Source organism: Enterobacter sp. MGH 16 (genome assembly GCF_000493175.1).
GTDB classification, from domain to species: Bacteria; Pseudomonadota; Gammaproteobacteria; order Enterobacterales; family Enterobacteriaceae; genus Enterobacter; species Enterobacter roggenkampii.
On the sequence record NZ_KI535695.1, the window covers coordinates 1822636 to 1847032 of the forward strand.

Annotated in this window: 26 protein-coding genes and 1 other annotated feature; of the genes, 11 read left to right on the top strand and 15 right to left on the bottom strand. The window is 55.2% G+C overall.

Features of this window, described 5'->3' with window-relative positions:
• The first annotated feature begins 92 nt into the window (after nt 1–92).
• The 3 genes from L362_RS0122950 to osmB all read left to right on the top strand — a co-directional run bounded on the left by L362_RS0122950 (nt 93) and on the right by osmB (nt 1550).
• Nucleotides 93–275, top strand: coding sequence for a YciZ family protein (locus L362_RS0122950; RefSeq protein ID WP_021240294.1), 183 nt, complete (start codon nt 93–95; stop codon nt 273–275).
• A 44-nt stretch (nt 276–319) separates the two neighbouring features.
• Nucleotides 320–1072, top strand: coding sequence for a DNA-binding transcriptional regulator YciT (locus L362_RS14100; RefSeq protein ID WP_021240295.1), 753 nt, complete (start codon nt 320–322; stop codon nt 1070–1072).
• Nucleotides 1073–1331: 259 nt separating this feature from the next.
• Nucleotides 1332–1550, top strand: a complete 219-nt coding sequence (gene osmB, locus L362_RS14095) for an osmotically-inducible lipoprotein OsmB (RefSeq protein WP_008501216.1) — start codon at nt 1332–1334, stop codon at nt 1548–1550.
• Between the two features lie 105 nt (nt 1551–1655).
• Here the strand turns inward: osmB and yciH are convergent, their stop codons facing one another.
• The 5 genes from yciH to pgpB form a co-directional block, all read right to left on the bottom strand.
• A complete protein-coding gene (gene yciH, locus L362_RS14090; RefSeq protein ID WP_023344329.1) occupies nt 1656–1982 on the bottom strand; it encodes a stress response translation initiation inhibitor YciH in 327 nt (108 codons plus the stop codon).
• Nucleotides 1982–2719: an orotidine-5'-phosphate decarboxylase gene (gene pyrF / locus L362_RS14085; RefSeq protein WP_008501214.1), complete on the bottom strand. Its 738-nt coding sequence runs from the start codon at nt 2717–2719 to the stop codon at nt 1982–1984. The genes yciH and pyrF overlap by 1 nt, the downstream gene beginning before the upstream one ends.
• Nucleotides 2720–2904: 185 nt before the next feature.
• Nucleotides 2905–4074: a lipopolysaccharide assembly protein LapB gene (lapB, locus tag L362_RS14080; RefSeq protein ID WP_021240297.1), complete on the bottom strand. Its 1170-nt coding sequence runs from the start codon at nt 4072–4074 to the stop codon at nt 2905–2907.
• Between the two features lie 6 nt (nt 4075–4080).
• Nucleotides 4081–4389 (bottom strand): LapA family protein, encoded by a 309-nt coding sequence (locus tag L362_RS14075; RefSeq protein WP_008501212.1) that lies wholly within the window; start codon nt 4387–4389, stop codon nt 4081–4083.
• A gap of 148 nt (nt 4390–4537) precedes the next feature.
• A complete protein-coding gene (gene pgpB, locus L362_RS14070; protein WP_008501211.1) occupies nt 4538–5305 on the bottom strand; it encodes a phosphatidylglycerophosphatase B in 768 nt (255 codons plus the stop codon).
• 196 nt (nt 5306–5501) lie between these two features.
• On the opposite strand from pgpB, the gene ribA reads away from it, so the two are divergent.
• On the top strand, nt 5502–6092 hold the full coding sequence (gene ribA, locus L362_RS14065; RefSeq protein ID WP_008501210.1) for a GTP cyclohydrolase II: 591 nt from the start codon (nt 5502–5504) through the stop codon (nt 6090–6092).
• A 183-nt stretch (nt 6093–6275) separates the two neighbouring features.
• Here the strand turns inward: ribA and acnA are convergent, their stop codons facing one another.
• The 6 genes from acnA to topA all read right to left on the bottom strand — a co-directional run bounded on the left by acnA (nt 6276) and on the right by topA (nt 13757).
• Complete coding sequence (acnA, locus tag L362_RS14060; RefSeq protein WP_023344330.1) at nt 6276–8951, bottom strand: aconitate hydratase AcnA; 2676 nt, start codon at nt 8949–8951, stop codon at nt 6276–6278.
• A gap of 160 nt (nt 8952–9111) precedes the next feature.
• A complete protein-coding gene (gene ymiC / locus L362_RS24925; protein WP_032638005.1) occupies nt 9112–9210 on the bottom strand; it encodes a small membrane protein YmiC in 99 nt (32 codons plus the stop codon).
• Between the two features lie 137 nt (nt 9211–9347).
• The gene (locus tag L362_RS24810; protein ID WP_021240301.1) at nt 9348–9518 is read right to left on the bottom strand and encodes a hypothetical protein; all 171 of its coding nucleotides are present in this window, start codon (nt 9516–9518) and stop codon (nt 9348–9350) included.
• Nucleotides 9519–9520: 2 nt separating this feature from the next.
• On the bottom strand, nt 9521–9661 hold the full coding sequence (locus L362_RS0122965) for a YmiA family putative membrane protein (protein ID WP_213374860.1): 141 nt from the start codon (nt 9659–9661) through the stop codon (nt 9521–9523).
• A gap of 336 nt (nt 9662–9997) precedes the next feature.
• The gene (gene cysB, locus L362_RS14055; RefSeq protein WP_008502814.1) at nt 9998–10972 is read right to left on the bottom strand and encodes an HTH-type transcriptional regulator CysB; all 975 of its coding nucleotides are present in this window, start codon (nt 10970–10972) and stop codon (nt 9998–10000) included.
• A 187-nt stretch (nt 10973–11159) separates the two neighbouring features.
• A complete protein-coding gene (gene topA / locus L362_RS14050; protein WP_023344331.1) occupies nt 11160–13757 on the bottom strand; it encodes a type I DNA topoisomerase in 2598 nt (865 codons plus the stop codon).
• Nucleotides 13758–14156: 399 nt separating this feature from the next.
• On the opposite strand from topA, the gene L362_RS14045 reads away from it, so the two are divergent.
• Nucleotides 14157–14408, top strand: coding sequence for a YciN family protein (locus L362_RS14045; RefSeq protein ID WP_003856804.1), 252 nt, complete (start codon nt 14157–14159; stop codon nt 14406–14408).
• Between the two features lie 34 nt (nt 14409–14442).
• Here L362_RS14045 and sohB read toward each other — a convergent pair whose 3' ends face one another.
• Entirely contained in the window at nt 14443–15489 is a 1047-nt protein-coding gene (sohB, locus tag L362_RS14040) for a protease SohB (protein WP_023344332.1), read from the bottom strand.
• A gap of 252 nt (nt 15490–15741) precedes the next feature.
• Between sohB and L362_RS14035 the strand changes: the two genes are divergently transcribed.
• Nucleotides 15742–16503 (top strand): YciK family oxidoreductase, encoded by a 762-nt coding sequence (locus L362_RS14035; RefSeq protein ID WP_008502811.1) that lies wholly within the window; start codon nt 15742–15744, stop codon nt 16501–16503.
• Entirely contained in the window at nt 16500–17090 is a 591-nt protein-coding gene (cobO, locus tag L362_RS14030; protein ID WP_023344333.1) for a cob(I)yrinic acid a,c-diamide adenosyltransferase, read from the top strand. Before L362_RS14035 ends, cobO begins: the two co-directional genes overlap by 4 nt.
• Nucleotides 17091–17125: 35 nt before the next feature.
• On the opposite strand, the gene rluB is transcribed toward cobO, so the two are convergent.
• The 3 genes from rluB to rnm all read right to left on the bottom strand — a co-directional run bounded on the left by rluB (nt 17126) and on the right by rnm (nt 19596).
• Nucleotides 17126–18001, bottom strand: coding sequence for a 23S rRNA pseudouridine(2605) synthase RluB (gene rluB, locus L362_RS14025; protein ID WP_008502809.1), 876 nt, complete (start codon nt 17999–18001; stop codon nt 17126–17128).
• A 96-nt stretch (nt 18002–18097) separates the two neighbouring features.
• On the bottom strand, nt 18098–18718 hold the full coding sequence (locus L362_RS14020; RefSeq protein ID WP_023344334.1) for an L-threonylcarbamoyladenylate synthase: 621 nt from the start codon (nt 18716–18718) through the stop codon (nt 18098–18100).
• Nucleotides 18715–19596: an RNase RNM gene (gene rnm / locus L362_RS14015; RefSeq protein ID WP_032637766.1), complete on the bottom strand. Its 882-nt coding sequence runs from the start codon at nt 19594–19596 to the stop codon at nt 18715–18717. Before rnm ends, L362_RS14020 begins: the two co-directional genes overlap by 4 nt.
• A gap of 139 nt (nt 19597–19735) precedes the next feature.
• On the opposite strand from rnm, the gene trpL reads away from it, so the two are divergent.
• The 4 genes from trpL (at nt 19736) to trpCF (ending at nt 24395) form a co-directional block, all read left to right on the top strand.
• Nucleotides 19736–19780 carry a trp operon leader peptide gene (gene trpL, locus L362_RS25100; protein ID WP_106993556.1) on the top strand — a complete coding sequence of 15 codons (45 nt, stop codon included), beginning with the start codon at nt 19736–19738 and terminating at the stop codon, nt 19778–19780.
• Nucleotides 19757–19850: a sequence feature (Trp leader region), on the top strand. It overlaps the preceding gene by 24 nt.
• Nucleotides 19851–19875: 25 nt before the next feature.
• On the top strand, nt 19876–21438 hold the full coding sequence (locus L362_RS14010; protein ID WP_023344336.1) for an anthranilate synthase component 1: 1563 nt from the start codon (nt 19876–19878) through the stop codon (nt 21436–21438).
• Nucleotides 21438–23033 (top strand): bifunctional anthranilate synthase glutamate amidotransferase component TrpG/anthranilate phosphoribosyltransferase TrpD, encoded by a 1596-nt coding sequence (trpD, locus tag L362_RS14005; protein ID WP_023344337.1) that lies wholly within the window; start codon nt 21438–21440, stop codon nt 23031–23033. The genes L362_RS14010 and trpD overlap by 1 nt, the downstream gene beginning before the upstream one ends.
• A gap of 3 nt (nt 23034–23036) precedes the next feature.
• Nucleotides 23037–24395 (top strand): bifunctional indole-3-glycerol-phosphate synthase TrpC/phosphoribosylanthranilate isomerase TrpF, encoded by a 1359-nt coding sequence (trpCF, locus tag L362_RS14000; protein WP_023344338.1) that lies wholly within the window; start codon nt 23037–23039, stop codon nt 24393–24395.
• Nucleotides 24396–24397 lie beyond the last annotated feature (2 nt).

The window sequence follows — 24397 nt, forward strand, 5'->3', positions numbered from 1 at the left end:
ATGTAATTTGGTTATTGCATTTTTTCCCTTCTCTTTTGAAGCCAATTTCTGCATCATTGAAAATATTAACTTTTCGCGCCTGGGGTGAGATTATGTCAACTATTGACGCACAAGCTGTAGCACAACGAATTGATACCGTGCTGGATATCCTGGTGGCGGGCGATTATCACTCTGCTATCCGTAATCTTGAGATCCTGAAGTCTGAACTTCTTGCTCAGAATGGCGCTGACGATGCGCCCGAAAACAGACAGCCAAAAGCGCCGTGGGAAGTTTAACCCCCACCGTTTCCGACCTCGTTTCGCTTTATTAAATGGATGCTATGAATTCCCGACAACAACTCATTTTGCAGATGGTCATCGATCAGGGACGCGTAAGCGTAGTCGATCTCGCTAAAACCACTGGCGTTTCTGAAGTCACCATCCGTCAGGATCTTAATCTGCTGGAAAAACAGAGCTACCTGCGTCGCGCGCACGGCTATGCGGTCCCGCTGGACAGTGATGACGTTGAGACGCGCATGATGAACAACTACGCGCTCAAACGTGAACTGGCGGAATTTGCTGCGTCCCTGGTGAACAACGGCGAGACCGTCTTTATTGAAAACGGCAGCAGTAATGCCCTTCTGGCGCGAACGCTTGCCGATCAAAAAGACGTTACCATTATCACCGTCAGCAGCTATATCGCGCATTTACTTAAAGAGACGCGCTGCGAGGTGATTCTGCTGGGCGGCATCTATCAGAAAAAAAGTGAAAGCATGGTTGGCCCGCTGACCCGTCAGTACGTCCAGCAGGTTCATTTTAGTAAGGCCTTTATCGGGATTGACGGCTGGCAGCCGGAGACAGGCTTTACCGGCCGGGATATGATGCGCTCTGACGTGGTGAATGCCGTACTGGAAAAAGAGTGCGAAGCCATTGTGCTCACCGACAGCTCTAAATTTGGTGCCGTTCACCCTTACACGATGGGTCCCGCTTCACGCTTTAGCCGCGTGATTACCGATGACCGTTTGAGCGAAGCGCATCGCAATAAACTCGAAGAGAGCGGTTTGATCGTCAATATTATTAAAGCCAGCGCCTGATTTCCCTCCGCGCCCGTATTTCGGGCGCACACGTCTTTCTCTGAGATGATTCTTAACCCTGCTTTAAGAGTTTTTACCTGTTTAACCTGCCCTAAAGTCGTAAAATTACTATTAGCGATATAACAGGAAGTGACTATCACCTGCGTGATGAAGTAACGCCTGCGCGACCAGCTTTCACGGGGAAAAGAATTAAGTATTCGATTAGTCTATACTTAACGTGTACATCTTTCCGTGAATCGATAATTCAGGAGAAAGTATTATGACCTTAACCAGCAAAAAATTAGCCGCCGCTGTTCTGGCAATCACTGTCGCTATGTCCCTGAGCGCATGCTCTAACTGGTCTAAACGTGACCGTAACACCGCGATTGGTGCCGGTGCCGGTGCTCTCGGTGGTGCAGTATTAACGGATGGTAGTACGCTGGGTACATTAGGTGGCGCTGCTGTCGGTGGTATTATCGGTCACCAGGTTGGCAAATAACTATTATCTAAGCCTTCCTCGATATTGCGATATTTAAACGCATTTCAGGTCTGACATACGCACGTATATAACACGAGCCACGGCATTTGCCGTGGCTCATTTATTTTAGCCGCCTGCCAGTTTGACTTTCATGCCTTTGGCTTCGAGCAGTGATTTAATTAAATCACGTTTATCACCCTGGATTTCGATAATGCCGTCCTTCACGGCCCCGCCGCATCCACATTTCTTTTTCAGTTCGGCAGCCAGCTTTGTCAGTTCAGCATCATCCAGATCAATACCGGAAATAAGGCAGACCCCTTTCCCCTTACGTCCGCTGGTCTGACGCTGAATGCGCACGATACCGTCCCCCTTCGGACGTTCCACTTTGGCTTTCGGTTCGTCGATACGCCCGCTCTCGGTTGAGTAGACCAGACGGCTGTTGGAATCGGTCATTACGCCCCCTTTTTCAGCGATGCATTGATAGCCTTAAGCGTCTCAGCCGGGTTTGCAGACTGCGTCACCGGACGTCCGATAACCATATAGTCAACGCCCGCCGCCAGCGCCTGCTCAGGCGTCATGATGCGACGCTGATCGCCCACGTCGCTGCCCGCAGGACGGATCCCCGGCGTAACGAGTTTAAAATCCTGGCCCAGCGCTGATTTGAAACGTACCGCTTCCTGCGCGGAGCAGACTACGCCATCCAGGCCGCACTGCTGCGTCAGACGCGCGAGACGTTCGGCATGTTCCGCAGGTGACAACGTCACGCCAAGGTCGCGTAAATCATTTTCGTCCATACTGGTCAGCACGGTGACGGCGATAAGCAGCGGCGCGTCGTTACCGAACGGCAGGAGCGCCTCACGGGCAGCGGTCATCATTCTTGCCCCACCCGACGCATGGACGTTGACCATCCATACGCCCAGCTCGGCGGCTGCAGCAACGGCGTGGGCCGTGGTGTTCGGAATATCATGGAATTTGAGGTCGAGGAAAACGTCAAAGCCGCGCTGTTGCAGATCGCGAACGATTTGCGGTCCAAACAGCGTGAACATCTCTTTGCCAACTTTCAGGCGGCAATCGCGAGGGTCGATACCGTCGACAAACGCCAGTGCAGCGTCACGCTTATTGTAATCAAGCGCAACAACAACAGGAGAATCCGTAATTACGCGGGAAGTGGAGGATGTAACAGACGTCATGACCAGCCCTTTTCGTCTATGGGCGCGCAGCGGCGCGGAACAGATAAACGGCCAGCATTCTACCTGCCGACGCCGCAAATTGACAGAATCCATTTATCTGCCTGCCAGGCCGGCAAACCGCACGGTGCTCAGAAGGTGTTAAATATCTTCAGTATGTTGTAACTAAAATGAAGGCTTTTAAAAAATTACTGCCCGTCCAGGCCGCGGATGGGCTTGATGGTGGACCAGGCCCGGCAGGACGGACAATGCCAGTAGAGCGTGTAGGCGGTAAAACCACACTTCTGGCAACGGTAGCGCGGTTTGCTGCGCACCTGCTCGCCAACCATGTCGCGCAGCACCATCAGGCTCTCTTTCGCGCGCCCTTCTTCCGCATCGTTCAGGTGGTAATCCATCAGCTTATGGAAGACCCGCATGGTCGGATGACGCTGAAGCTGTCGGGTGATATAGACCTGCGCGGTGTCACCCCCCTCATACTGCTCAACAACGTCAGCAAGCATCAGTTCCGCGGTTGCGCCGGTATTCTCTTCCACGCAGCGACGCAGAAATGCCACCCACTCTTCCCGCTTGTCCAGCTGTTGATAGCAGGTTTGCAGCATTTCCAGCGTTTCACTGACCAGTTCTTTGTCCTGGTCGATAACCCGCAGCAGGCTTTCAACGGCTTTGGCGTAGTCGCCATTCGCCATAAAAACGCGCCCCATCATGATGGAGATACGGGCGCTGTTGCGGTCCGCGGCGGCACCTTTCTTCAGCAACGCCATGGCTTTGTCCATGTCGTCATTGCCCATCTGCTGAAGGGCAAGCTCACAGTAGAAATGGGCTATCTCAACGCGCTGCTTATCTTTACCCAGCTTCACCAGACGTTCAGCCGTATCAATGGCTTTCTGCCAGTCGCTGGTGGCCTGGTAAATCTGCAGCAACTGCTGCAGCGCGCCAATGCGGAAATCCGTTTCATCTACCAGCTGGGTGAACATATCTTCAGCGCGATCGTACAGCCCCGCGGCCATATAGTCTCGGCCCAGCTGTTGTACCGCCAGGAGACGCTGTTCGTAAGTCAGAGACGCGCTTTCCATCAGGGTCTGGTGGATACGGATGGCGCGGTCAACCTCGCCGCGAGAGCGGAACAGGTTACCGAGAGTGAGATGGGCTTCTACGGTCCCCGTATCCTCTTTCAGCATATCGAGGAACAGGTCTACCGCTTTGTCCTGCTGATTGCTCAGGAGGAAGTTCACCCCCGCAACGTAGTCGCGGGAGAGCCGGTTGGCCTCATCCTGTTTTGTTTGTTGCGCACTTCTGCGGCCCATATACCAGCCATAGGCTGCGGCGACAGGCAAAAGCAGAAACAACAACTCCAGCATCGTCGATTATTCCTTCACGACCGGCACGCCAGAGCTTTCCGGCATGTCGGACGCAGGCGCAATGTGATGTTCGAGTCGTTTGATTTTACGTTCAGCGCGCGCAAGCGAAACACGGACTTTTAACCAGAACAAACCGCAAACCAGCCAGCCAATGGCAAAGCCTGCAGCAAATAAGACCGCGAGCAGGCTCGACACGCGATACTCGCCCTGAGCCAGCAGATAGTTAAACGTCACCTGCTGATCGTTTTGTGCACCCAATGTGACTGAAATGACAAAAATCGCCAATACCAGTAAGAAAATGAGTAAATATTTCACATTACTTCCCGTTATGTGGTTCAAGCGAATAAAGTATGTTCAACTTACCGCAATCAGCCTTATAAACTACCATTTTAGTGACGGGCGCGAAATGGAAAAAGTGACGCGCCAGTCATGGATCTATGGGCAAAATGCGCAATATCAACCTTCAGGCGTCCGTTTGGTCCCTTTCGGCTATTTCTTCTTTCTCTTCCGGCGGTGGCGTTAGCGGGCCGCAGAATCGTTCAGCCAGCCAGGTCGCCAGCATAACCAGCATCCACGAAATGAGCGTGGCGACGACCAGGTCCCGTGGCCAGTGCATCCCCAGCAGTAAGCGGCTGCCCATCACTCCCGTCGCCCAGACCAGTAAAATCACGATGGTGACCGTTCGACGTCTAGGCCAAAGCAGCCCAACCCCCAGCAGCGCCCAGCTGGCCGCAAACATGGTGTGGCCGGAGGGAAACGCGAACCCGGTCTCTTTCTGCCAGTGTTTACGCAAGAATTTCGGGATATCCTGCTGTTCCGCAAGCTGTTCTTTCACCAGTGCGCCACGATCTTTACGCTTTAAAGTGTAGAACTCATCCACCGGAACATGGTGCGTTTTTTCCAGCCAGACGACAAAAGGACGCGGCTCCTGAACGCGATCTTTCACCCAGGATTTTACGCCCTGACCGATAAGGATAGCGCCACCGAGGATCGCAAAGAGCATTAGCGCCGCGCGCAGACGAAAGCGCAGGCACCACAGAAACCAGGCGCACAGGAGGACGTGAGTGATAACTCCCCAGGGCTGGGTGACCGTTTCCGTAATCCAGTATAACGTTTTCAGCCACGTGGCGTTCTGCCCGGGCTGCCACATCCACCCTGAAAGCCATACGGCCAAAGGCATAATCAGTAAAATGGCCGCACCTGCTGCCGTACGTCTGGCGATTGAATGCATGTCTTCTCCTTTTTGCTAAGCGTCACAATCATAACTGAAATTTGTTCGCTGGGTGGAGATGTCGGATCGTGCTTTTAACGGTCATATCGCATGGTGCCCATTAGGCGAACCTGCTGAGCTTGTGGCAAAATAAACTGATACAGAAAGCAAAACAGGGCACAGGCACGAAACGTGTCAGCCTACTCTGGAGAATCACATGCAGCTTAAACGTGTGGCAGAAGCCAAACTGCCAACCCCATGGGGCGATTTCCTGATGGTGGGTTTTGAAGAACTGGCAACCGGACAGGATCATGTCGCACTGGTTTATGGCGACATTTCAGGGCAGACGCCGGTGCTGTCCCGCGTCCATTCAGAGTGTCTCACCGGCGACGCGCTGTTCAGCCTGCGCTGTGATTGCGGTTTCCAGCTGGAAGCGGCCCTTTCTCATATTGCTGAAGAAGGCCGCGGCGTGCTGCTTTATCACCGTCAGGAAGGGCGTAATATTGGTTTGCTGAATAAAATTCGCGCCTACGCGCTTCAGGACCAGGGCTACGATACGGTTGAAGCCAACCATCAGCTCGGTTTTGCCGCTGACGAACGTGACTTCACCTTATGCGCCGATATGTTCAAGCTGCTGGGCGTAGACGAAGTTCGTCTGCTGACCAATAACCCGAAAAAAGTGGAAATCCTGACCGAAGCCGGGATCAACATCGTTGAACGTGTACCGCTGATTGTCGGCCGTAACCCGAAAAACGCCCACTATCTTGATACCAAAGCTGCCAAAATGGGCCATCTGCTGAAAGAGTGATGCTACCTGAAATTGATGACAAACCCTGTTATCAACAACTTAGCCGTTTTTTGCCGGGTGACGCTGCGCTTACCCGGCCTACTGTAATTTGTAGGCCCGTGAAAGCGTAGCGCCGACGGGCGAAACGTACATCAAGCACTTTGTCAGCAGTCTGAGCCCGGCACGCGTGCCGGGCTCGTTTCATCAATCCAGCATCTTACGAATCACATAATGTAAAATGCCGTCGTTCTGGTAGTAGGTCAGCTCGGTTGCCGTATCAATACGGCACCGACAATCCAGCACCTCGGTTTTCCCGTCTGCCCGCGTTAACGTTACCGGCACCGTTTTACCCGGCTGCAGGTTTTGCAGACCGCTAATATCAATCTGCTCTTCCCCGTTCAGGCCCAGCGTTTTACGCGTCACGCCCTGCGGGAACTCAAGCGGCAGGATCCCCATGCCGATCAGATTCGAACGGTGAATACGTTCGAACGATTCGGCGATGACCACCCGAACGCCAAGCAGGCGCGGGCCTTTCGCCGCCCAGTCGCGGCTGGAGCCGGAACCGTACTCTTTCCCGGCAATCACCGCCAGCGGCGTCCCTTCCTGTTGGTATTTGACCGCCGCATCATAAATCGACACGACTTCCGTCCCCGGCAGATGGCGCGTCATGCCCCCTTCCACGCCCGGCACCATTTCGTTACGAATGCGGATGTTGGCAAAGGTCCCGCGCATCATGACTTCATGGTTACCGCGGCGCGAACCGTAGGAGTTAAAATCGCGGCGTTCCACCCCCCGGCTTTGCAGATAGCGGCCTGCCGGGCTATCGGCTTTGATGCTCCCCGCCGGAGAGATATGGTCCGTCGTGACAGAATCCCCCAGCATGGCCAGGATGCGCGCGCCGTGAATATCCTTAAGCGGCGCCGGCTCGGCCAGCATCTCATCAAAGAACGGCGACAAACGAATATAGGTCGAGTCATCCTGCCAGCCATAGGTATCCGAACCTGCAACGTTGATGGCTTTCCATTCCGGCGTGCCTTCAAAGACTTCCGCGTACTCTTTGCGGAACATCTCGGTAGAAACCTTCTCAACGGCCAGCGCGATTTCACGTGAAGAAGGCCAAATATCTTTCAGATAGACAGGATCATTCTTACGATCGTGACCAACCGGATCGGTCACCAGGTTGATATTCATGTTCCCGGCCAGGGCATAAGCCACCACCAGCGGCGGCGAAGCAAGCCAGTTGGTTTTCACCAGCGGGTGAATGCGCCCTTCAAAGTTTCGGTTACCGGACAGTACGGCGCCGACCGTCAGGTCACCCTGCTTGATCGCCGTTTCGATAGGTTCAGGCAGAGGCCCGGAATTACCAATACAGGTCGTACAGCCGTAGCCCACGAGGTTAAAGCCCAGCTCGTCCAGGTACGGCGTCAGTTTGGCCTGAGCCAGGTAATCCGACACCACTTTGGAGCCCGGTGCCAGCGAGGCCTTAACCCACGGCTGAGGTTTTAGCCCAAGCTCTACCGCTTTCTTAGCCAGCAGACCGGCCGCCATTAATACGCTGGGGTTGGACGTGTTGGTGCAGGAGGTAATCGCGGCAATCACAACCGCGCCGTCCGGAAGCTGATACTGATGTCCGTTCAGAACATAGTCGACGGGACGATGGTCTTTCTGCGCCACGTTCACTTCAAGGGCATTGCTGTCGGCAAACGCTTTCGGCACGTCGGTCAGCGCAACCCTGTCCTGCGGGCGTTTCGGCCCCGCGAGGCTCGCTTCGACGCTTCCCATATCGAGTTCAAGCGTGCTGGTGAAAACAGGCTCATCGCCCGGATTGCGCCACATGCCCTGCGCTTTGGTGTACGCTTCCACCAGCGCGACCTGCTCTTCGCTGCGGCCGCTGAGGCGCATGTACTCCAGCGTGACGTCGTCAATGGGGAAAAAGCCGCAGGTGGCACCGTATTCCGGCGCCATATTGGCAATGGTGGCGCGGTCGGCCAGCGGCAGCGAATCCAGTCCGTCACCGTAGAATTCGACAAACTTGCCTACCACACCATGCTTGCGCAGCATCTGGGTGACGGTCAGCACCAGGTCGGTGGCGGTAATGCCTTCAGAGAGCTTTCCGGTCAGCTTGAAGCCCACCACATCCGGAATAAGCATGGATACCGGCTGGCCGAGCATGGCGGCTTCCGCTTCAATACCGCCGACGCCCCAGCCCAGCACGCCCAGACCGTTGATCATGGTGGTATGTGAATCCGTGCCCACCAGCGTGTCCGGATAAGCCACCCACTCTTTATCCTGCAATTCGCTCCAGACGGCTTTCCCCAGATATTCAAGGTTTACCTGGTGACAAATGCCGGTGCCTGGCGGTACCACGCTAAACCGGCTGAACGCCTGCTGTCCCCACTTCAGGAAGACGTAGCGCTCGTGGTTACGCTCCATCTCGAGACGAACGTTTTCACCAAAGGCATCGTCATCACCGAAGTGGTCAACGGTCACGGAGTGGTCAATGACGAGGTCAACGGGGGAAAGCGGGTTAACCTTTGCCGTATCTCCGCCGAGACGCTTCACGGCTTCGCGCATCGCGGCTAAATCAACCACGGCCGGAACACCGGTAAAGTCCTGCATCAGCACCCTTGCCGGGCGGTAGGCGATTTCTCTGTCGGCATGGGCCTTCTCAAGCCACCCTGCCAGCGCCTGGATATCATCGAGCGTGACGGATTCACCGTCCTGCCAGCGCAAGAGATTTTCAAGTAAAACTTTCAAGGACTTGGGTAAACGCGAAATGTCCCCAAGCGTTCTGGCAGCCAGCGGCAGGCTGTAGTAGTGCCAGGTTTTATTTTCTGCCTGTAACGTATCCTTACTGGCTTCGCGTAGGGTTAACGACATAAGCTCCTCCTTAATCACAGAGATGTCCCGACAATCATCAGGGCTGTAATTAAAGATAACACAAAGATGTCGTAACGTTTTGATAACAACCCAAATTGATAAATTTCGGATTGGTCCACCAGGGGAAACAAAAAACCCCGCCGTAGCGAGGTTTTACAATTTAGTGGAGCGCCAGCCAGATGAGCTGACTCCAGAACAGAATCGACACGCTAAAAACGCCGATCCACGACCAGTATTTGTGAGACGTCATGTTATTCATCATAGGGACACCAGGCATTATTTATAAAAATTCCGAGGTTGTTCCTCAGTGCTATATTGCTGATGTGTATTTATTAAAGAGTACAAAAGTGCAGAGTCGATATTCAGACTATTTGCATCATTACGCAATAAACTAAATTATTGTTTTTTGGGTTCGTCTTCTGCGAACACATCAATAAAAGCCTGCTGCTGCGGCGTCAGTTTCCAGGACGCAGGTACAACAGTTGCAGGTGCTTTACGCCCTCTGTGGCCGTTGTCACGATGCTGACACATCTGTTTTACCGAAGCGGTACGTACCGTCACTGCCATATTTAACCCCAATATCTCCAGGCCAGGAGAGCAACAGCCACCCAAAACAAGGCGGAGACGAGAAAGACCGCCAGCCAGGCTTTACGCTTGAGCGCAGGATCCCTTTGCGGTTCTTCACTTCCTGAAGGCATTGCTAACCTCATACAATCGACATCGCTTATCATTTAGGACCAAACAATTGGTACAATTAATCATCTGTTGAGATAAATCCTAAAGAAACTTTAGCCGAAAAGCCAGTGAATTTACGCACCGGGAGGTATGAAATATTCAATCTTTTGACCAGAAATAAATTATTGAAAAGAAAAATTTGCGGAGGCGTAAATTAGTTTCTACTTTTGTCGCCAATTCACGACATTAAAACCTTACAAAGCAAATGGCTAATGACATTATATGGCAGGGAAAGCAGATGATGATAATTCTAATTTAGCTTTGAGGCGTTATTTCGGTATCTTTCCCTGGGGGAAAGATACCGGGTGTGATTATTTTTCGGGGAGTTTGATGTCTTTAAACATCTCTTCAATATCTTCATTTGAGCGTAATGCCACGGCGGTATCCACCACGTCACGCGTTAAATGAGGGGCAAAGCGCTGAATAAAATCATACATATAGCTGCGCAGGAAGGTGCTGCGGCGGAACCCAATTTTTGTGGTGCTATGGCTGAAAACGTCGTGCGCATCAAGACGCACCAGGTCAGGGTCTGACACCGGATCGACCGCCATGCTGGCGATGACGCCCACGCCCAATCCAAGCCGGACATAGGTCTTAATCACGTCGGCGTCGGTCGCGGTAAAGACAATGCGCGGCGTTAACCCTGCCCGGTTAAATGCCGTATCAAGCTCGGACCGGCCGGTAAAGCCAAACGTATAGGTCACCAGAGGATACTGGGCCAACTCTTCGATAGTGACCGACCCTTTACCCGCCAGGGGGTGATCGGGGGTCACCACAATAGAACGGTTCCAGTGGTAGCACGGGAGCATCACCAGATCGTCATACAGGTGAAGCGCTTCGGTGGCGATGGCAAAGTCTGCATTCCCCTTAGAGACGGCTTCAGCGATTTGCGTTGGCGAGCCCTGGTGCATATGCAACGAGACGCGAGGATAACGCTCGATAAAGCCTTTGATCACGCCGGGTAGCGCATAGCGCGCCTGAGTATGCGTCGTGGCAATATACAGCGAGCCTTTATCCGGCCAGGTATGCTCCCCCGCCACAGACTTAATCGCATCGACTTTAGAGAGGACTTCACGCGCAATGCGGATGATTTCCTGCCCTGCAGGCGTCACCTGAGTGAGATGCTTACCGCTGCGGGCGAAGATCTGAATGCCTAACTCATCCTCAAGCATACGAACTTGTTTGCTGATGCCCGGTTGCGAGGTATAGAGCCCCTCGGCGGTAGAAGAGACGTTAAGGTTATGATTCACCACCTCAACGATATAACGAAGCTGCTGTAATTTCATGCCAGACCATCCGATTTAGCGCATGCGGTCAATCGCTTAAGACGATTTAATAATAAGAAACAGGTTAACTATAACCACTATATCATTTATAGCCTGACTGTATAGTACGGAACAAAAAATAATAACAAGGTAATAAAAAAGGGCCGGAAATCCGGCCCTTTTACAGGTAAGTTACGGTTAGGGAAGATTATTTCTTGCCTTCAACCCATTTGCCATCGACAAAGAAGGCTGACCATCCGGTCGCTTTACCCTCTTTCTCTGCCGCAACATACTGCTGCTTTGTTTTACGGCTAAAACGCACCACGGTTTTGTTGCCTTCCGGATCCTGCTGCGGCGCATCGGCCAGATAACGCAGTTTCTCCGGCAGACGATCGCGGAAGCGATATAGCTCTTCCACCAGCGGCGCGCGGGTTTCGCGCGATTTCGGGAAGGTGTTGGCGGCCAGGAAGACACCTGCCGCGCCGTCACGCAGCACGAAGTACGCGTCGGATTTCTCACACGGCAGCTCCGGCAGCGGAACCGGATCTTCCTTCGGCGGGGCCACTTCACCGTTACGCAGAATTTTGCGCGTGTTTTTACATTCGTCGTTGGTACAGGCCATGTACTTACCGAAACGCCCCATTTTCAGGTGCATTTCAGAACCACACTTCTCGCACTCCACAATCGGGCCGTCATAGCCTTTAATGCGGAACTCGCCCTCTTCGATCTCATACCCGTCACACGTTGGGTTATTACCACACACGTGCAGCTTGCGTTTTGGATCGATCAGGTAGCTGTCCATTGCCGTGCCGCATTTTTTGCAGCGGCGTTTGGCACGCAGAGCGTTAGTTTCCGCATCGTCACCTTCCAGCACGTTGAGAACTTCGTTCTCAGGCACCAGGTTGATGGTGGTTTTACAGCGCTCTTTTGGCGACAGCGCGTAGCCGGAGCAGCCCAGGAACACGCCCGTGGTGGCAGTACGGATCCCCATCTTGCGGCCACAGGTTGGGCAGTCGATGCTGGTCAGTACCATCTGGTTAGGCAGCATGCCGCCCTCTTCAGGGTCTTTCTCCGCTTTTTCAAGCTGGTCGGTGAAGTCGCTGAAGAAGCTGTCGAGGACCTTTTTCCATTCCGCCTGGTGGCTGGCAACCTGGTCGAGACTGTCTTCCATTTGCGCGGTGAAATCGTAGTTCATCAGCTCGCGGAAGTTGGCCTCCAGACGGTCGGTGACGATCTCACCCATTTTTTCCGCATAGAAACGACGGTTTTCAACGCGGACGTAGCCACGATCCTGAATCGTCGAGATAATTGACGCGTAGGTCGACGGACGGCCAATACCGCGTTTTTCCAGCTCTTTTACCAGGGAGGCTTCACTGAAGCGTGCCGGTGGCTTGGTGAAGTGCTGAGCCGGAATCAGCTCAACCAGAGACAGTTCATCACCTTTGTTCACCGCAGGCAGCGTTCGGTCTTCATCACCTTTACGCAGCGCAGGCATCACTTTTGTCCAGCCGTCGAAACGCAGAATACGACCGCGCGCCTTGAGACGGAAATCACCCGCGCCAACGGTCAGCGTGGTGGAGTCGTACTGGGCCGGGGTCATCTGGCACGCCACGAACTGACGCCAGATCAGCTGATACAGCTTCTGCGCGTCGGATTCCATATCTTTCAGCGATTCAGCCAGCACAGAGACGTCAGAAGGACGAATCGCTTCGTGCGCTTCCTGAGAATTCTCTTTGCTGGCGAACTGGTTAGCGCTTTCCGGCAGGTATTTCTTACCGAAGTTGTCGCTGATATAGCCACGCACCATGTTGACCGCGTCCTGACTCAGGTTGGTTGAGTCGGTACGCATGTAGGTGATGTAACCTGCTTCATACAAGCGCTGGGCCATCATCATGGTCTTCTTCACGCCGTAACCCAGACGGGTGCTCGCCGCCTGTTGCAGGGTGGAGGTGATAAACGGCGCACCAGGCTTGCTGCTGGTCGGCTTGTCTTCACGTTCCAGCACCTGATAGCGTGCCTTTTCCAGCAGCGCCACGGCGGCCATGGTCTGGTCGCGGTTTTCCGGGCGGAAAGGCTTATCGTTCTGGTGGCTTACCTGCAGCGGCAGAGCGTCACCGCCCGGCGTGGTCACATTGGCATCGACTTCCCAGAACTCTTCCGGCACGAAGGCTTTAATTTCGCGCTCGCGCTCAACGACCAGACGCACGGCGACGGATTGCACACGACCTGCGGACAGGCCACGGGCAATCTTTTTCCACAGCAGTGGAGAAACCATGTAGCCCACAACGCGGTCCATAAAGCGACGCGCCTGCTGGGCGTTAACACGGTCGATGTTTAGCTCGCCCGGCTTCTCAAACGCCTGACGAATCGCATTCTTCGTAATTTCGTTAAACACTACGCGGCTGTAGCGTTTGTCATCACCCCCGATCACTTCCCGCAGGTGCCACGCAATGGCTTCCCCTTCGCGGTCAAGGTCGGTTGCGAGATAGATGTGGTCTGCTTTTTCAGCCAGCTGCTTCAGCTCGTTAACGACTTTTTCTTTCCCTGGAAGCACTTCATATTGTGCATCCCAGTTATGCCATGGGTTAACACCCATGCGGTTGACAAGCGCGCTACGTTCATCCTTTTTAGGCTTTTTAGCCCCTTTGGTGGAGGTAGAGTCTGCGCTCTTTTTGCTGGCTGAGCCACTGGTCGGCAAATCGCGGATATGACCAACGCTGGACTTAACCACGTAGTCATTACCCAGATACTTATTGATCGTTTTGGCTTTTGCCGGGGACTCAACGATGACGAGAGCTTTACCCATATTCACCTTTACCTAATTTAATTCTTCCAGGAATACGCCGCACGTTGATTTCCCTTCCGCTGACGACGAGCCAATGATATTGCGACTGCGTCAGGAGATATCAACCCCTTTGTCTTACCGGGCGTTAAAGAAAAGACGCCCAGGTGATTGAGTTCTCGGGTATTTTTCTCACATCTCGTGTAATTCGTGACGAATTCCCGGTTGAATGTCAAGCAATTCTGTTGCCAGAATGACGAAAGCGCACACTCTACCTGATAAAATTCGTTACGCAACTTTATTAGCATGCAAAAGCAAATCCTGCCAGCCAGGTCCCTGCACCTTATCCCCTCACATTACAGGGAAAATTTGCCCCCAAAGCGCCCTCGGCGTAGACTATTGTCACTGTTTAAGGAGTGGATTATGCAGAATACGACCCAACCTATTGACCGAGCCTCTCTGCTTATCGAAGCAAACAAGCTTATTCGTGACCATGAAGATACGCTGGCAGGCATTGAAGCCACCGGCGTTGAGCAGCGTAATGGCGTGCTGGTTTTCAGCGGCGAATACTTCCTTGATGAACAGGGCTTACCGACCCCGAAAAGCACCGCCGTGTTTAACATGTTTAAATACCTGGCACATACGCTTTCCGAGAAATATCACCTGGTCGATTAACGCAAAACGCGAGGCATAAGCCTCGCGTTTTTGTTTACAGCAGCGGTTTTTGTCCCCGCTGTAGCCAGCGGAGCAGCAGGCGGTCCGCGCTTTCTGCCGCACTGTTGGTAAAGCGGTCAAGGAGTCGCTTGCGCTGAGCAAAGCGGACGCCCACCAGTTCCCGGCCTTCCATCAGGTTGAGCAGCAGATCGTCGCTGGTTCCGACTTCATCCACCAGCCCTTTCTCCTGCGCCTGAACGCCGTACCAGTGCTCACCCGTTGCGACCTGCTCAATGTCCAGCGTCGGACGCATACGGTGCACAAAGTCTTTAAAGAGATCATGCGTTTCGTTGAGATCCTCACGGAATTTTTGGCGCCCTTCTTCCGTGTTTTCCCCCAGCAGCGTCAGGGTACGTTTGTACTGACCCGCGGTGTGAAGCTCGATATCAATCTCTTTATTTTTCAGGAAGCGGTTAAAGTTCGGGATCTGTGCGACCACGCCGATCGAGCCAATAATCGAGAACGGTGCGGCCACAATTTTGTCCGCCACGCAGGCCATCATGTAGCCACCACTCGCCGCCACTTTATCTACGGCCACGGTCAGCGGGATCTGTTTTTCACGCAGGCGCTGCAGCTGAGAGGCCGCCAGGCCGTAGCCGTGCACCACGCCCCCCGGGCTTTCAAGGCGTACAACGACCTGGTCCTGCGGCGTCGCCACGGCCAGCACGGCAGTGACCTCTTCGCGCAAAGACGCGACTTCATGCGCATCCATGCTGCCTTTAAAATCGAGCACGTAAACCCGTGGCGTGACCTTATCCTGTGGCGTATTGAGCTTCGCCTTTGCCTTTGCCGCTTTGGCTTCCTGCTTATGCTTTTTCTTCTGCGCTTTGAGCCACAGTTTCTGTTGATGACTGTCAAGCAGCGCGAGAGACATCTCTTCCTGCATCTCTTTATACTGCTCGCTCAGGCGGGTGATGCGTAACTCCCCTCGCTGACGCTTGCGCTGCGTCAGGTTGACAATCAGAACGGCAACCACCGCAATGGCAATCACCACCGTCGCGATTTTCGCCAAAAACAACCCATATTGAGAAAGTAATTCCACGCGTTCCACCTTGATTTAACCACGAATCTTTCACGGCAGTGTACAACACCCCCTGCCCATGCGTCTCGCTCGTGACATTACCTCTGCGAGGCGCCTTCAGGAATCCCCGGTCTGGCGCTTAAATATTTGCAAATTGTTAATTTTACAGCAATGCGTCCTGTAGACTGATTGAATTATCAGGCGAATTCGGGCATAAAGCCGAAAAGTCACAAAAGAAGGCGTGTTTAAGTCACCGTGCGCCGAGGAGTCACCTTGCATTATCAACCGCAAAAAAATCTGCTGCAGAACCGCATCATTCTTGTCACTGGGGCCAGCGACGGGATTGGCCGTGAAGCGGCGCTGACCTACGCTGAGTATGGCGCGAGCGTCATCCTGACCGGCCGCAACGAAGAAAAACTTAAAGGGGTGGCGCAGGAGATTGAAGCCGCAGGTGGGATTCCTGCTCGCTGGTACACGCTCGATCTGCTCACCTGCACGCCCGCGTCATGTCAGGAGCTTGCTCACCGCATCAGCACCCATTACCCGCGCCTGGACGGCGTACTGCATAATGCCGGCTTGCTTGGCGAAGTTCGCCCGATGGATGAACAGGATCCCGAGATCTGGCAGGAGGTCATGCAGGTCAACGTCAACGGGACGTTTTTCCTGACCCAGGCACTCCTTCCTTTATTACTCAAATCGGATTCGGGTTCACTGGTGTTCACCTCCTCCAGCGTAGGCCGTGAGGGGCGCGCAAACTGGGGTGCCTATGCCGTATCAAAATTCGCAACCGAAGGCATGATGCAGGTGCTGGCAGAGGAGTACCAAAGCCGCCATCTTCGCGTAAACTGCATTAACCCGGGCGGTACGCGCACAAAAATGCGCGCCAGCGCCTTCCCGACGGAAGACCCGCAGAAGCTGAAAACGCCGGCAGACATTATGCCGCTCTATCTCTGGCTGATGGGCGACGACAGCCGCCGCAAAACCGGGATGACCTTTGACGCCCAGCCGGGCCGTAAACCAGGAATCTCGCAATGAGTGAAGAACGTCATCAGCAGCGCCAGCAGCGGCTGAAGGAACAGGTCGATGCACGCGTCGCGGCCGCTCAGGACGAGCGCGGGATCGTCATCGTCTTTACCGGCAACGGTAAAGGGAAAACCACGGCCGCATTCGGCACGGCGACACGCGCCGTCGGCCACGGGCAGAAGGTTGGCGTTATCCAGTTTATTAAAGGTGAGTGGCCTAACGGCGAGCGTAATCTGCTTGAGCCTCACGGCGTTGAGTTCCAGGTGATGGCGACCGGATTTACGTGGGACACCCAGAACCGCGAAACCGATACCGCAGCCTGTCTGGCCGTCTGGGAGCACGCTAAAAGAATGCTGGTCGATCCTTCACTCAATATGGTTCTGCTGGATGAAATCACGTATATGGTCGCCTACGACTATTTGCCGCTAGAAGAGGTGCTTAATGCACTGAAAAACCGTCCCGCCCATCAGACGGTCATCATCACGGGCCGCGGGTGTCATCGGGATATTCTGGAGCTGGCAGATACTGTCAGCGAGCTGCGTCCGGTTAAACATGCGTTTGATGCGGGCATCAAAGCGCAGATGGGTATTGATTACTAAAGAAAAAAGCCCGGTGTCTTCACCGGGCTTTTACATTAACCGTTGTTATTACGGCTGCCAGAGCGGCGGTTGCTGCTCACCTGGCTGTGACGCTTCACCGCACGGCGAATCTGGTTCGCCTTCATGCGGCGACGATCTTTCTCCACCGCCACTTTAGAAGTAGTTTCCGGCGTCAGGCCGACCAGCTCGCGCAGATAGTTGGTCTGGGTCAGATCCAGTTCGGTATACCCCCCACGCGGCAGGCCTTTTGGCAGCAGGATGTCGCCGTAACGGACACGGATCAGGCGGCTAACCTGCACGCCTACCGCTTCCCAGAGACGACGCACCTCGCGGTTGCGGCCTTCGGTCAGGGTCACGTTATACCACTGGTTGATGCCTTCCCCACCGGTAAATTTGATGGTTTTGAACGCCGCAGGACCGTCTTCCAGCTGAACGCCACGCGACAGGTCGCGCAGTTTATTCTCGTCAACCTGGCCGAACACACGCACGGCGTATTCACGTTCCACTTCACGGCTTGGGTGCATCAGACGGTTTGCCAGTTCACCATCGGTGGTAAACAGCAGCAGACCGCAGGTATTCACGTCCAGACGACCAACGGCAATCCAGCGAGCGCCACGCAGTTTAGGCAGACGGTCAAACACCGTCGGGCGACCTTCCGGGTCATTGCGGGTACACAGCTCGCCTTCCGGCTTGTAGTAAGCCAGCACGCGGCAGATCTGCTCAGCGGACTCTTTCACGGAGATAAGATGACCGTCGATACGGATCTTCAGCCCCGGTACGATTTCTACGCGGTCACCCAGCGTGGCGATTTTACCGTCCACACTCACGCGGCCCGCTTCAATAATGGCTTCGATTTCACGGCGTGAACCGTGGCCGGCACGCGCCAGCACTTTCTGTAACTTCTCGCTCATTGAGCTTCCTCAGGTGTCGCCTTCACAGGCGTCGAATCAGGTCAAAAGAGGGCCGAGCCCTGCTTTGATGGCCGCGTAGTATATCTGCTTATACCATTACAAGAAAGGCTTTACATCGCCCACGCCTTCACGAATCACTTCCGGTGCATCTTCGGTTAAGTCGACCACGGTGGTCGGCTGCTGGCCGAGATAACCGCCGTGAATAATCAGCTCGACCACCTTCTCCAGACGATCTTTGATCTCTTCCGGATCGGACTCGGTAAACTCGCTGCCGGGCAGCATCAGCGAGGTAGACAGCATCGGTTCACCGAGGGTTTTCAGCAGCGCCTGCGCAATCGGGTTCGACGGCACGCGCATGCCAATAGTCTTGCGTTTTTCCTGCAGCAGACGGCGCGGCACCTCTTTCGTCCCTTTCAGGATGAAGGTGTAGTTGCCCGGCGTGTTGTTCTTAATCAGGCGAAACGCCACGTTATCCACATAAGCATAGGTCGACAGCTCAGAGAGATCGCGGCACATCAGGGTAAAGTTATGGCCGTCCGGCAGCTGGCGAATACGGCAAATGCGTTCCATCGCCCCTTTATCTTCAATTTTGCAGCCCAGCGCGTAGCCGGAATCGGTCGGGTAGACAATCACGCCGCCTTTGCGGACGATCTCCACGGCCTGGTTAATCAGGCGTGGCTGCGGGTTATCCGGATGGATATAGAAAAACTGACTCATACTTCCCTCTCTTCAATTTGCTGCGGCTGTTCCCAGAGCTGCCAGACCGGCTCAACGCCAGCGGGCAGCCAGAGCTTGCGCCCCAGTTCGATCCAGGCGCAGGGCTGATGGAAATCAGAACCCTGTGAGCCAAGCAGGCCGTACTGTCGGGCATAGGTCGCGAGCTGCGCGCGCTCGTTGGGTGCCTGCTGACACTGGGCGACTTCCATCGCCTCGCCACCGTTTTCGGCAAAGTGCGACAGCAGCCTTTTCAGCCATTTAGCAGAAAGATTATACCGCCCCGGATGGGCCAGCACGGCCTTACCGCCAGAATGATGAATCACATCAATAGCTTGTTTTATTGTACACCACTGTGGCGGAACGTATCCGGTTTTCCCGCGCGCCAGATACTTTTTAAAGACATCCGCCATCGTCGTGGCTTTACCCGCCTCTACCAGAAAACGGGCGAAATGACCGCGCGTAACCGCCCCGCCGTTCGCCAGCTTTTGCGCACCTTCCAGCGCGCCAGGAATATGTGCCTTTTCCAGACGCTCGCCGATCATCTCTGCGCGCTGGTTGCGGCGCGTTTTTTGTTCTTGCAAAAACTCAATAAGTGCCGGATGGTCTATATCGATGTTCAGGCCAACGATATGAATCTCATGGTTTTCCCAGACGGTCGAAATCTCGACGCCGGGCACCAGATTGAGTGCCAGCCCGCAGCGGGCAATCTCGGCGCGCGCCGCCGGAATGGCATCCGTCGTATCGTGATCGGTTATCGCCAGCGTGCCGATGCGCATTTCAACGGCACGATGAACCAGGGCTTCGGGTGTCAGCAGGCCATCAGAGGCCTGAGTATGGCTGTGTAAATCATAAATAATAGCGTAGGTGGTATCGCTCAAAGCACTTCCCATAACAGGTTGGAGACATCCGAAACCATCATGATACCGACTTATATCGAAATTCTGAAATCAAGGGTTGACAACACGCCATCGAACTAGTTAACTAGTACGCAAGTTCACACGAGAAAGGTATCTGAAAATGACAGCACATTTCACTCTGCACGGTTGGTGGCGTACTTCCTGATCATCGGGCAGTGTCACGCGTCTGCGAAATGCAAACAGATACCCGCCCGCTACCCAGCGGGCTTTTTTTTGAACAGAATAAATGAGAACACCAACATGCAAACAGCCAAACCCCATCTCGAATTGCTGACCTGCGAGGCGGCCTATCGCCACAACCCGACCGCGCTGTTTCATCAGGTGTGCGGGGCACGCCCGGCAACGCTGCTGCTGGAATCTGCGGACATTGACAGCAAGGACGATCTCAAAAGCCTGCTGCTGGTCGACAGCGCGTTGCGCATTACCGCTCTAGGTGACACTGTCACAATCAAGGCCTTATCAGACAACGGCGCCTCGCTGCTGCCACTGCTGGATGCCGCCCTGCCTTCAGGCATCGAAAACGAACGTCATCCAGAAATGCGTATTCTGCATTTCCCGCCGGTTAGCCAGTTGCTGGATGAAGACGCGCGCCTGTGCTCCCTTTCCGTCTTCGATGCCTTCCGCCTGCTGCAGAACCTGGTTACCGTTCCACACGATGAGCGTGAAGCGATGTTCTTTGGCGGGCTGTTTGCCTACGACCTGGTCGCCGGATTTGAAGATTTACCGGAAACCGAGCAGGGCAATCGCTGCCCGGACTACTGTTTCTATCTGGCCGAAACCCTGCTGGTGATCGACCATCAGAAACAATACACCCGCATTCAGGCCAGCCTGTTCACGCCTTCTGGCGCTGAGAAAACCCGTCTGGAGCACCGCATTGCCCAACTGCAGCAGCAAATGACGGAAGCGCCGCCTGCGCTACCGGTGCAGCGCGTCGAGAAGATGACCTGCGATGTGAACCAGACCGACGATCAATACGGTGCCGTGGTTCGCCAGATGCAAAAGGCGATTCGCGCCGGGGAGATTTTCCAGGTGGTGCCTTCCCGCCGCTTCTCTCTGCCCTGCCCGTCCCCGCTGGCGGCTTACGACGTGCTGAAAAAGAGCAACCCAAGCCCGTACATGTTCTTTATGCAGGACAACGACTTCACGCTGTTCGGCGCCTCGCCGGAAAGCTCGCTGAAATATGACGCCACCAGCCGCCAGATTGAGATCTACCCGATCGCCGGAACCCGTCCGCGCGGACGTCGCGCAGACGGCTCGCTGGATCGCGATTTGGACAGCCGTATCGAGCTGGAAATGCGTACCGACCATAAAGAACTCTCCGAGCACCTGATGCTGGTTGACCTGGCGCGTAACGATCTGGCCCGTATTTGCACCCCGGGCAGCCGCTACGTGGCGGACCTGACCAAAGTTGACCGTTACTCCTTCGTGATGCACCTGGTCTCCCGCGTGGTGGGTGAACTGCGCAGCGACCTCGACGTGCTGCACGCCTACCGCGCCTGCATGAATATGGGCACCCTGAGCGGCGCGCCGAAGGTGCGTGCCATGCAGCTTATCGCCGAAGCGGAAGGACGTCGTCGCGGGAGCTACGGCGGCGCGGTAGGTTACTTCACCGCACACGGCGACCTTGATACCTGCATCGTGATCCGCTCCGCCTACGTCGAAGACGGTATTGCCACCGTTCAGGCCGGCGCCGGGATTGTTCTTGACTCTGTTCCGCAGTCTGAAGCTGACGAAACCCGCAGTAAAGCACGCGCGGTATTGCGCGCCATCGCTACCGCACACCACGCACAGGAGATTTTCTGATGGCTGACATTCTGCTGCTCGATAACATCGACTCCTTTACCTATAACCTGGCAGATCAGCTGCGTGCGAATGGTCACAACGTCGTTATCTACCGCAACCACGTTCCGGCTCAGACCCTGATTGACCGTCTGGCGACCATGCAAAACCCGGTGCTGATGCTCTCCCCGGGGCCGGGCGCGCCGAGCGAAGCGGGCTGTATGCCCGAACTGCTGACCCGCATGCGCGGCAAGCTGCCGATTATCGGTATCTGCCTTGGTCACCAGGCAATCGTGGAAGCCTACGGCGGTTACGTCGGCCAGGCGGGCGAGATCCTGCACGGTAAAGCCTCCAGCATTGAACATGACGGCCAGGCAATGTTTGCCGGGCTGCCGAATCCGCTTCCGGTCGCGCGCTACCACTCGCTGGTCGGCAGCAACATTCCCGCCGGGCTGACGATCAACGCCTCGTTTGAAGGGATGGTGATGGCGGTACGTCACGACGCGGATCGCGTCTGCGGGATGCAGTTCCATCCGGAATCCATCCTGACCTCCCACGGTGCCCGCCTGCTGGAGCAGACCCTCGACTGGGCGTTACTGAAGCTGGAGCAGACCAACACCCTGCAGCCGATTCTGGAAAAACTGTACCAGGCACAAACCCTGAGCCAGCAGGAGAGCCACCAGCTCTTCTCCGCCGTGGTTCGCGGCGAGCTGAAGCCTGAGCAGCTGGCAGCCGCTCTGGTGAGCATGAAGGTCCGCGGCGAAAGCCCGCAGGAAATCGCCGGTGCCGCAACGGCCCTGCTGGAAAATGCCGCCCCGTTCCCGCGCCCGGACTATCCGTTTGCCGATATCGTCGGCACCGGCGGTGACGGCAGCAACAGTATCAATATTTCAACCGCCAGCGCCTTTGTGGCCGCAGCGTGTGGCCTGAAGGTGGCGAAGCACGGTAACCGCAGCGTTTCCAGCCGGTCGGGCTCGTCTGATTTACTCGCGGCATTCGGCATTAATCTCGATATGAACGCCGAACGTTCCCGTGAAGCGCTGGATGACCTGGGCGTCTGCTTCCTGTTTGCGCCGAAGTATCACACCGGTTTCCGCCACGCAATGCCGGTTCGTCAGCAGCTGAAAACCCGCACGCTGTTTAACGTGCTCGGCCCGCTGATCAACCCGGCCCATCCGCCGCTGGCGCTAATCGGTGTCTACAGTCCGGAACTGGTCCTGCCGATTGCCGAGACCTTGCGCGTGCTGGGTTACCAGCGTGCCGCCGTGGTGCACAGCGGCGGAATGGACGAAGTGTCATTGCATGCGCCGACGCTGGTAGCCGAACTGCGCGACGGTGAAATCCTGAGCTACCAGCTCGAAGCCGCTGACTTTGGTTTAACTCCGTATCACCAGGAAGCGCTGGCCGGCGGTACCCCGGAAGAAAACCGTGACATTCTGACGCGCTTATTACAAGGTAAGGGAGAGGTCGCCCATGAGGCCGCCGTTGCCGCCAACGTCGCCATGCTGATGCGTTTGCACGGTGAGGAAGACCTTAAGGCCAACGTTCAAAAAGTTCTGGATGTACTGCGCTCCGGTGCAGCTTACGATCGCGTTACCGCACTTGCGGCAAGAGGGTAAAGAATGCAGACCGTTTTAGCGAAAATCGTTGCCGATAAGGCCATCTGGGTGGAAGCCCGCAAGCAACAGCAGCCGCTTGCCAGTTTCCAGAACGACGTCGTCCCGAGCAGCCGTCGTTTCTATGACGCCCTGCAGGGTGCGCGCACCGCGTTTATTCTTGAGTGCAAAAAAGCGTCTCCGTCCAAAGGCGTTATCCGTGACGATTTCGACCCGGCGCGTATTGCCGGCATTTATAAGCATCATGCTTCAGCCATCTCCGTGCTGACGGATGAGAAATATTTTCAGGGCAGCTTCGATTTTCTGCCCATCGTCAGCGGCATCGCGCCGCAGCCGATCCTGTGCAAAGACTTTATTATCGACCCGTATCAGATCTGGCTGGCGCGCTTTTACCAGGCCGACGCCTGCCTGCTGATGCTCTCGGTGCTTGACGACGAGCAGTACCGCCAGCTCTCTGCCGTCGCGCACAGCCTGAACATGGGCGTGCTGACCGAAGTGAGCAACGAAGAGGAGCTGGAGCGCGCGATTGCGCTGGAAGCTAAAGTGGTCGGCATTAACAACCGCGATCTGCGTGACCTGTCCATTGACCTGAACCGCACGCGCCAGCTGGCGCCGCGGCTGGGCTCTGGCGTCACGGTCATCAGCGAATCCGGCATTAACAGCTACGCCCAGGTGCGCGAGCTGAGCCACTTCGCCAACGGTTTCCTGATTGGCTCCGCCATGATGGAACATGACGATCTCAATGCGGCAGTACGTCGCGTGCTGCTGGGTGAAAACAAAGTCTGCGGCTTAACCCGCGAACAGGACGCCCAGGCCGCGTATGAAGCCGGAGCGATTTATGGCGGGCTGATTTTTGTGGATTCCTCTCCTCGCGCGGTCAGCGAAGAGCAGGCGCGTAAGGTCATCGCCGCGGCTCCACTCAGCTATGTTGGCGTGTTCCGCAATTCGGATATCGCCGAGGTGGTTGAAAAAGCCGACGCGTTATCACTGAGCGCGGTGCAGCTTCACGGCGATGAAGATCAGGCCTATATCGATGCCCTGCGCGCCACGCTGGCGCCGCAGGTACAGATCTGGAAAGCGCAAAGCGTTGAGGATACGTTGCCCCCGCGTAACCTGAACCACGTGGATAAATACGTTCTCGATAACGGTCAGGGCGGAACCGGCCAGCGTTTTGACTGGTCCCTGCTGAACGGCGAAAAGCTGGACAACGTTCTGCTGGCGGGCGGATTAAGCCCGGATAACTGCGTAGAAGCCGCGAAAACCGGCTGTGCAGGCCTCGATTTCAATTCAGGCGTAGAGTCCCAGCCGGGTAGTAAAGATGCCAGCAAACTGGCCTCGGTTTTTAAAACTCTGCGTGCATATTAAGG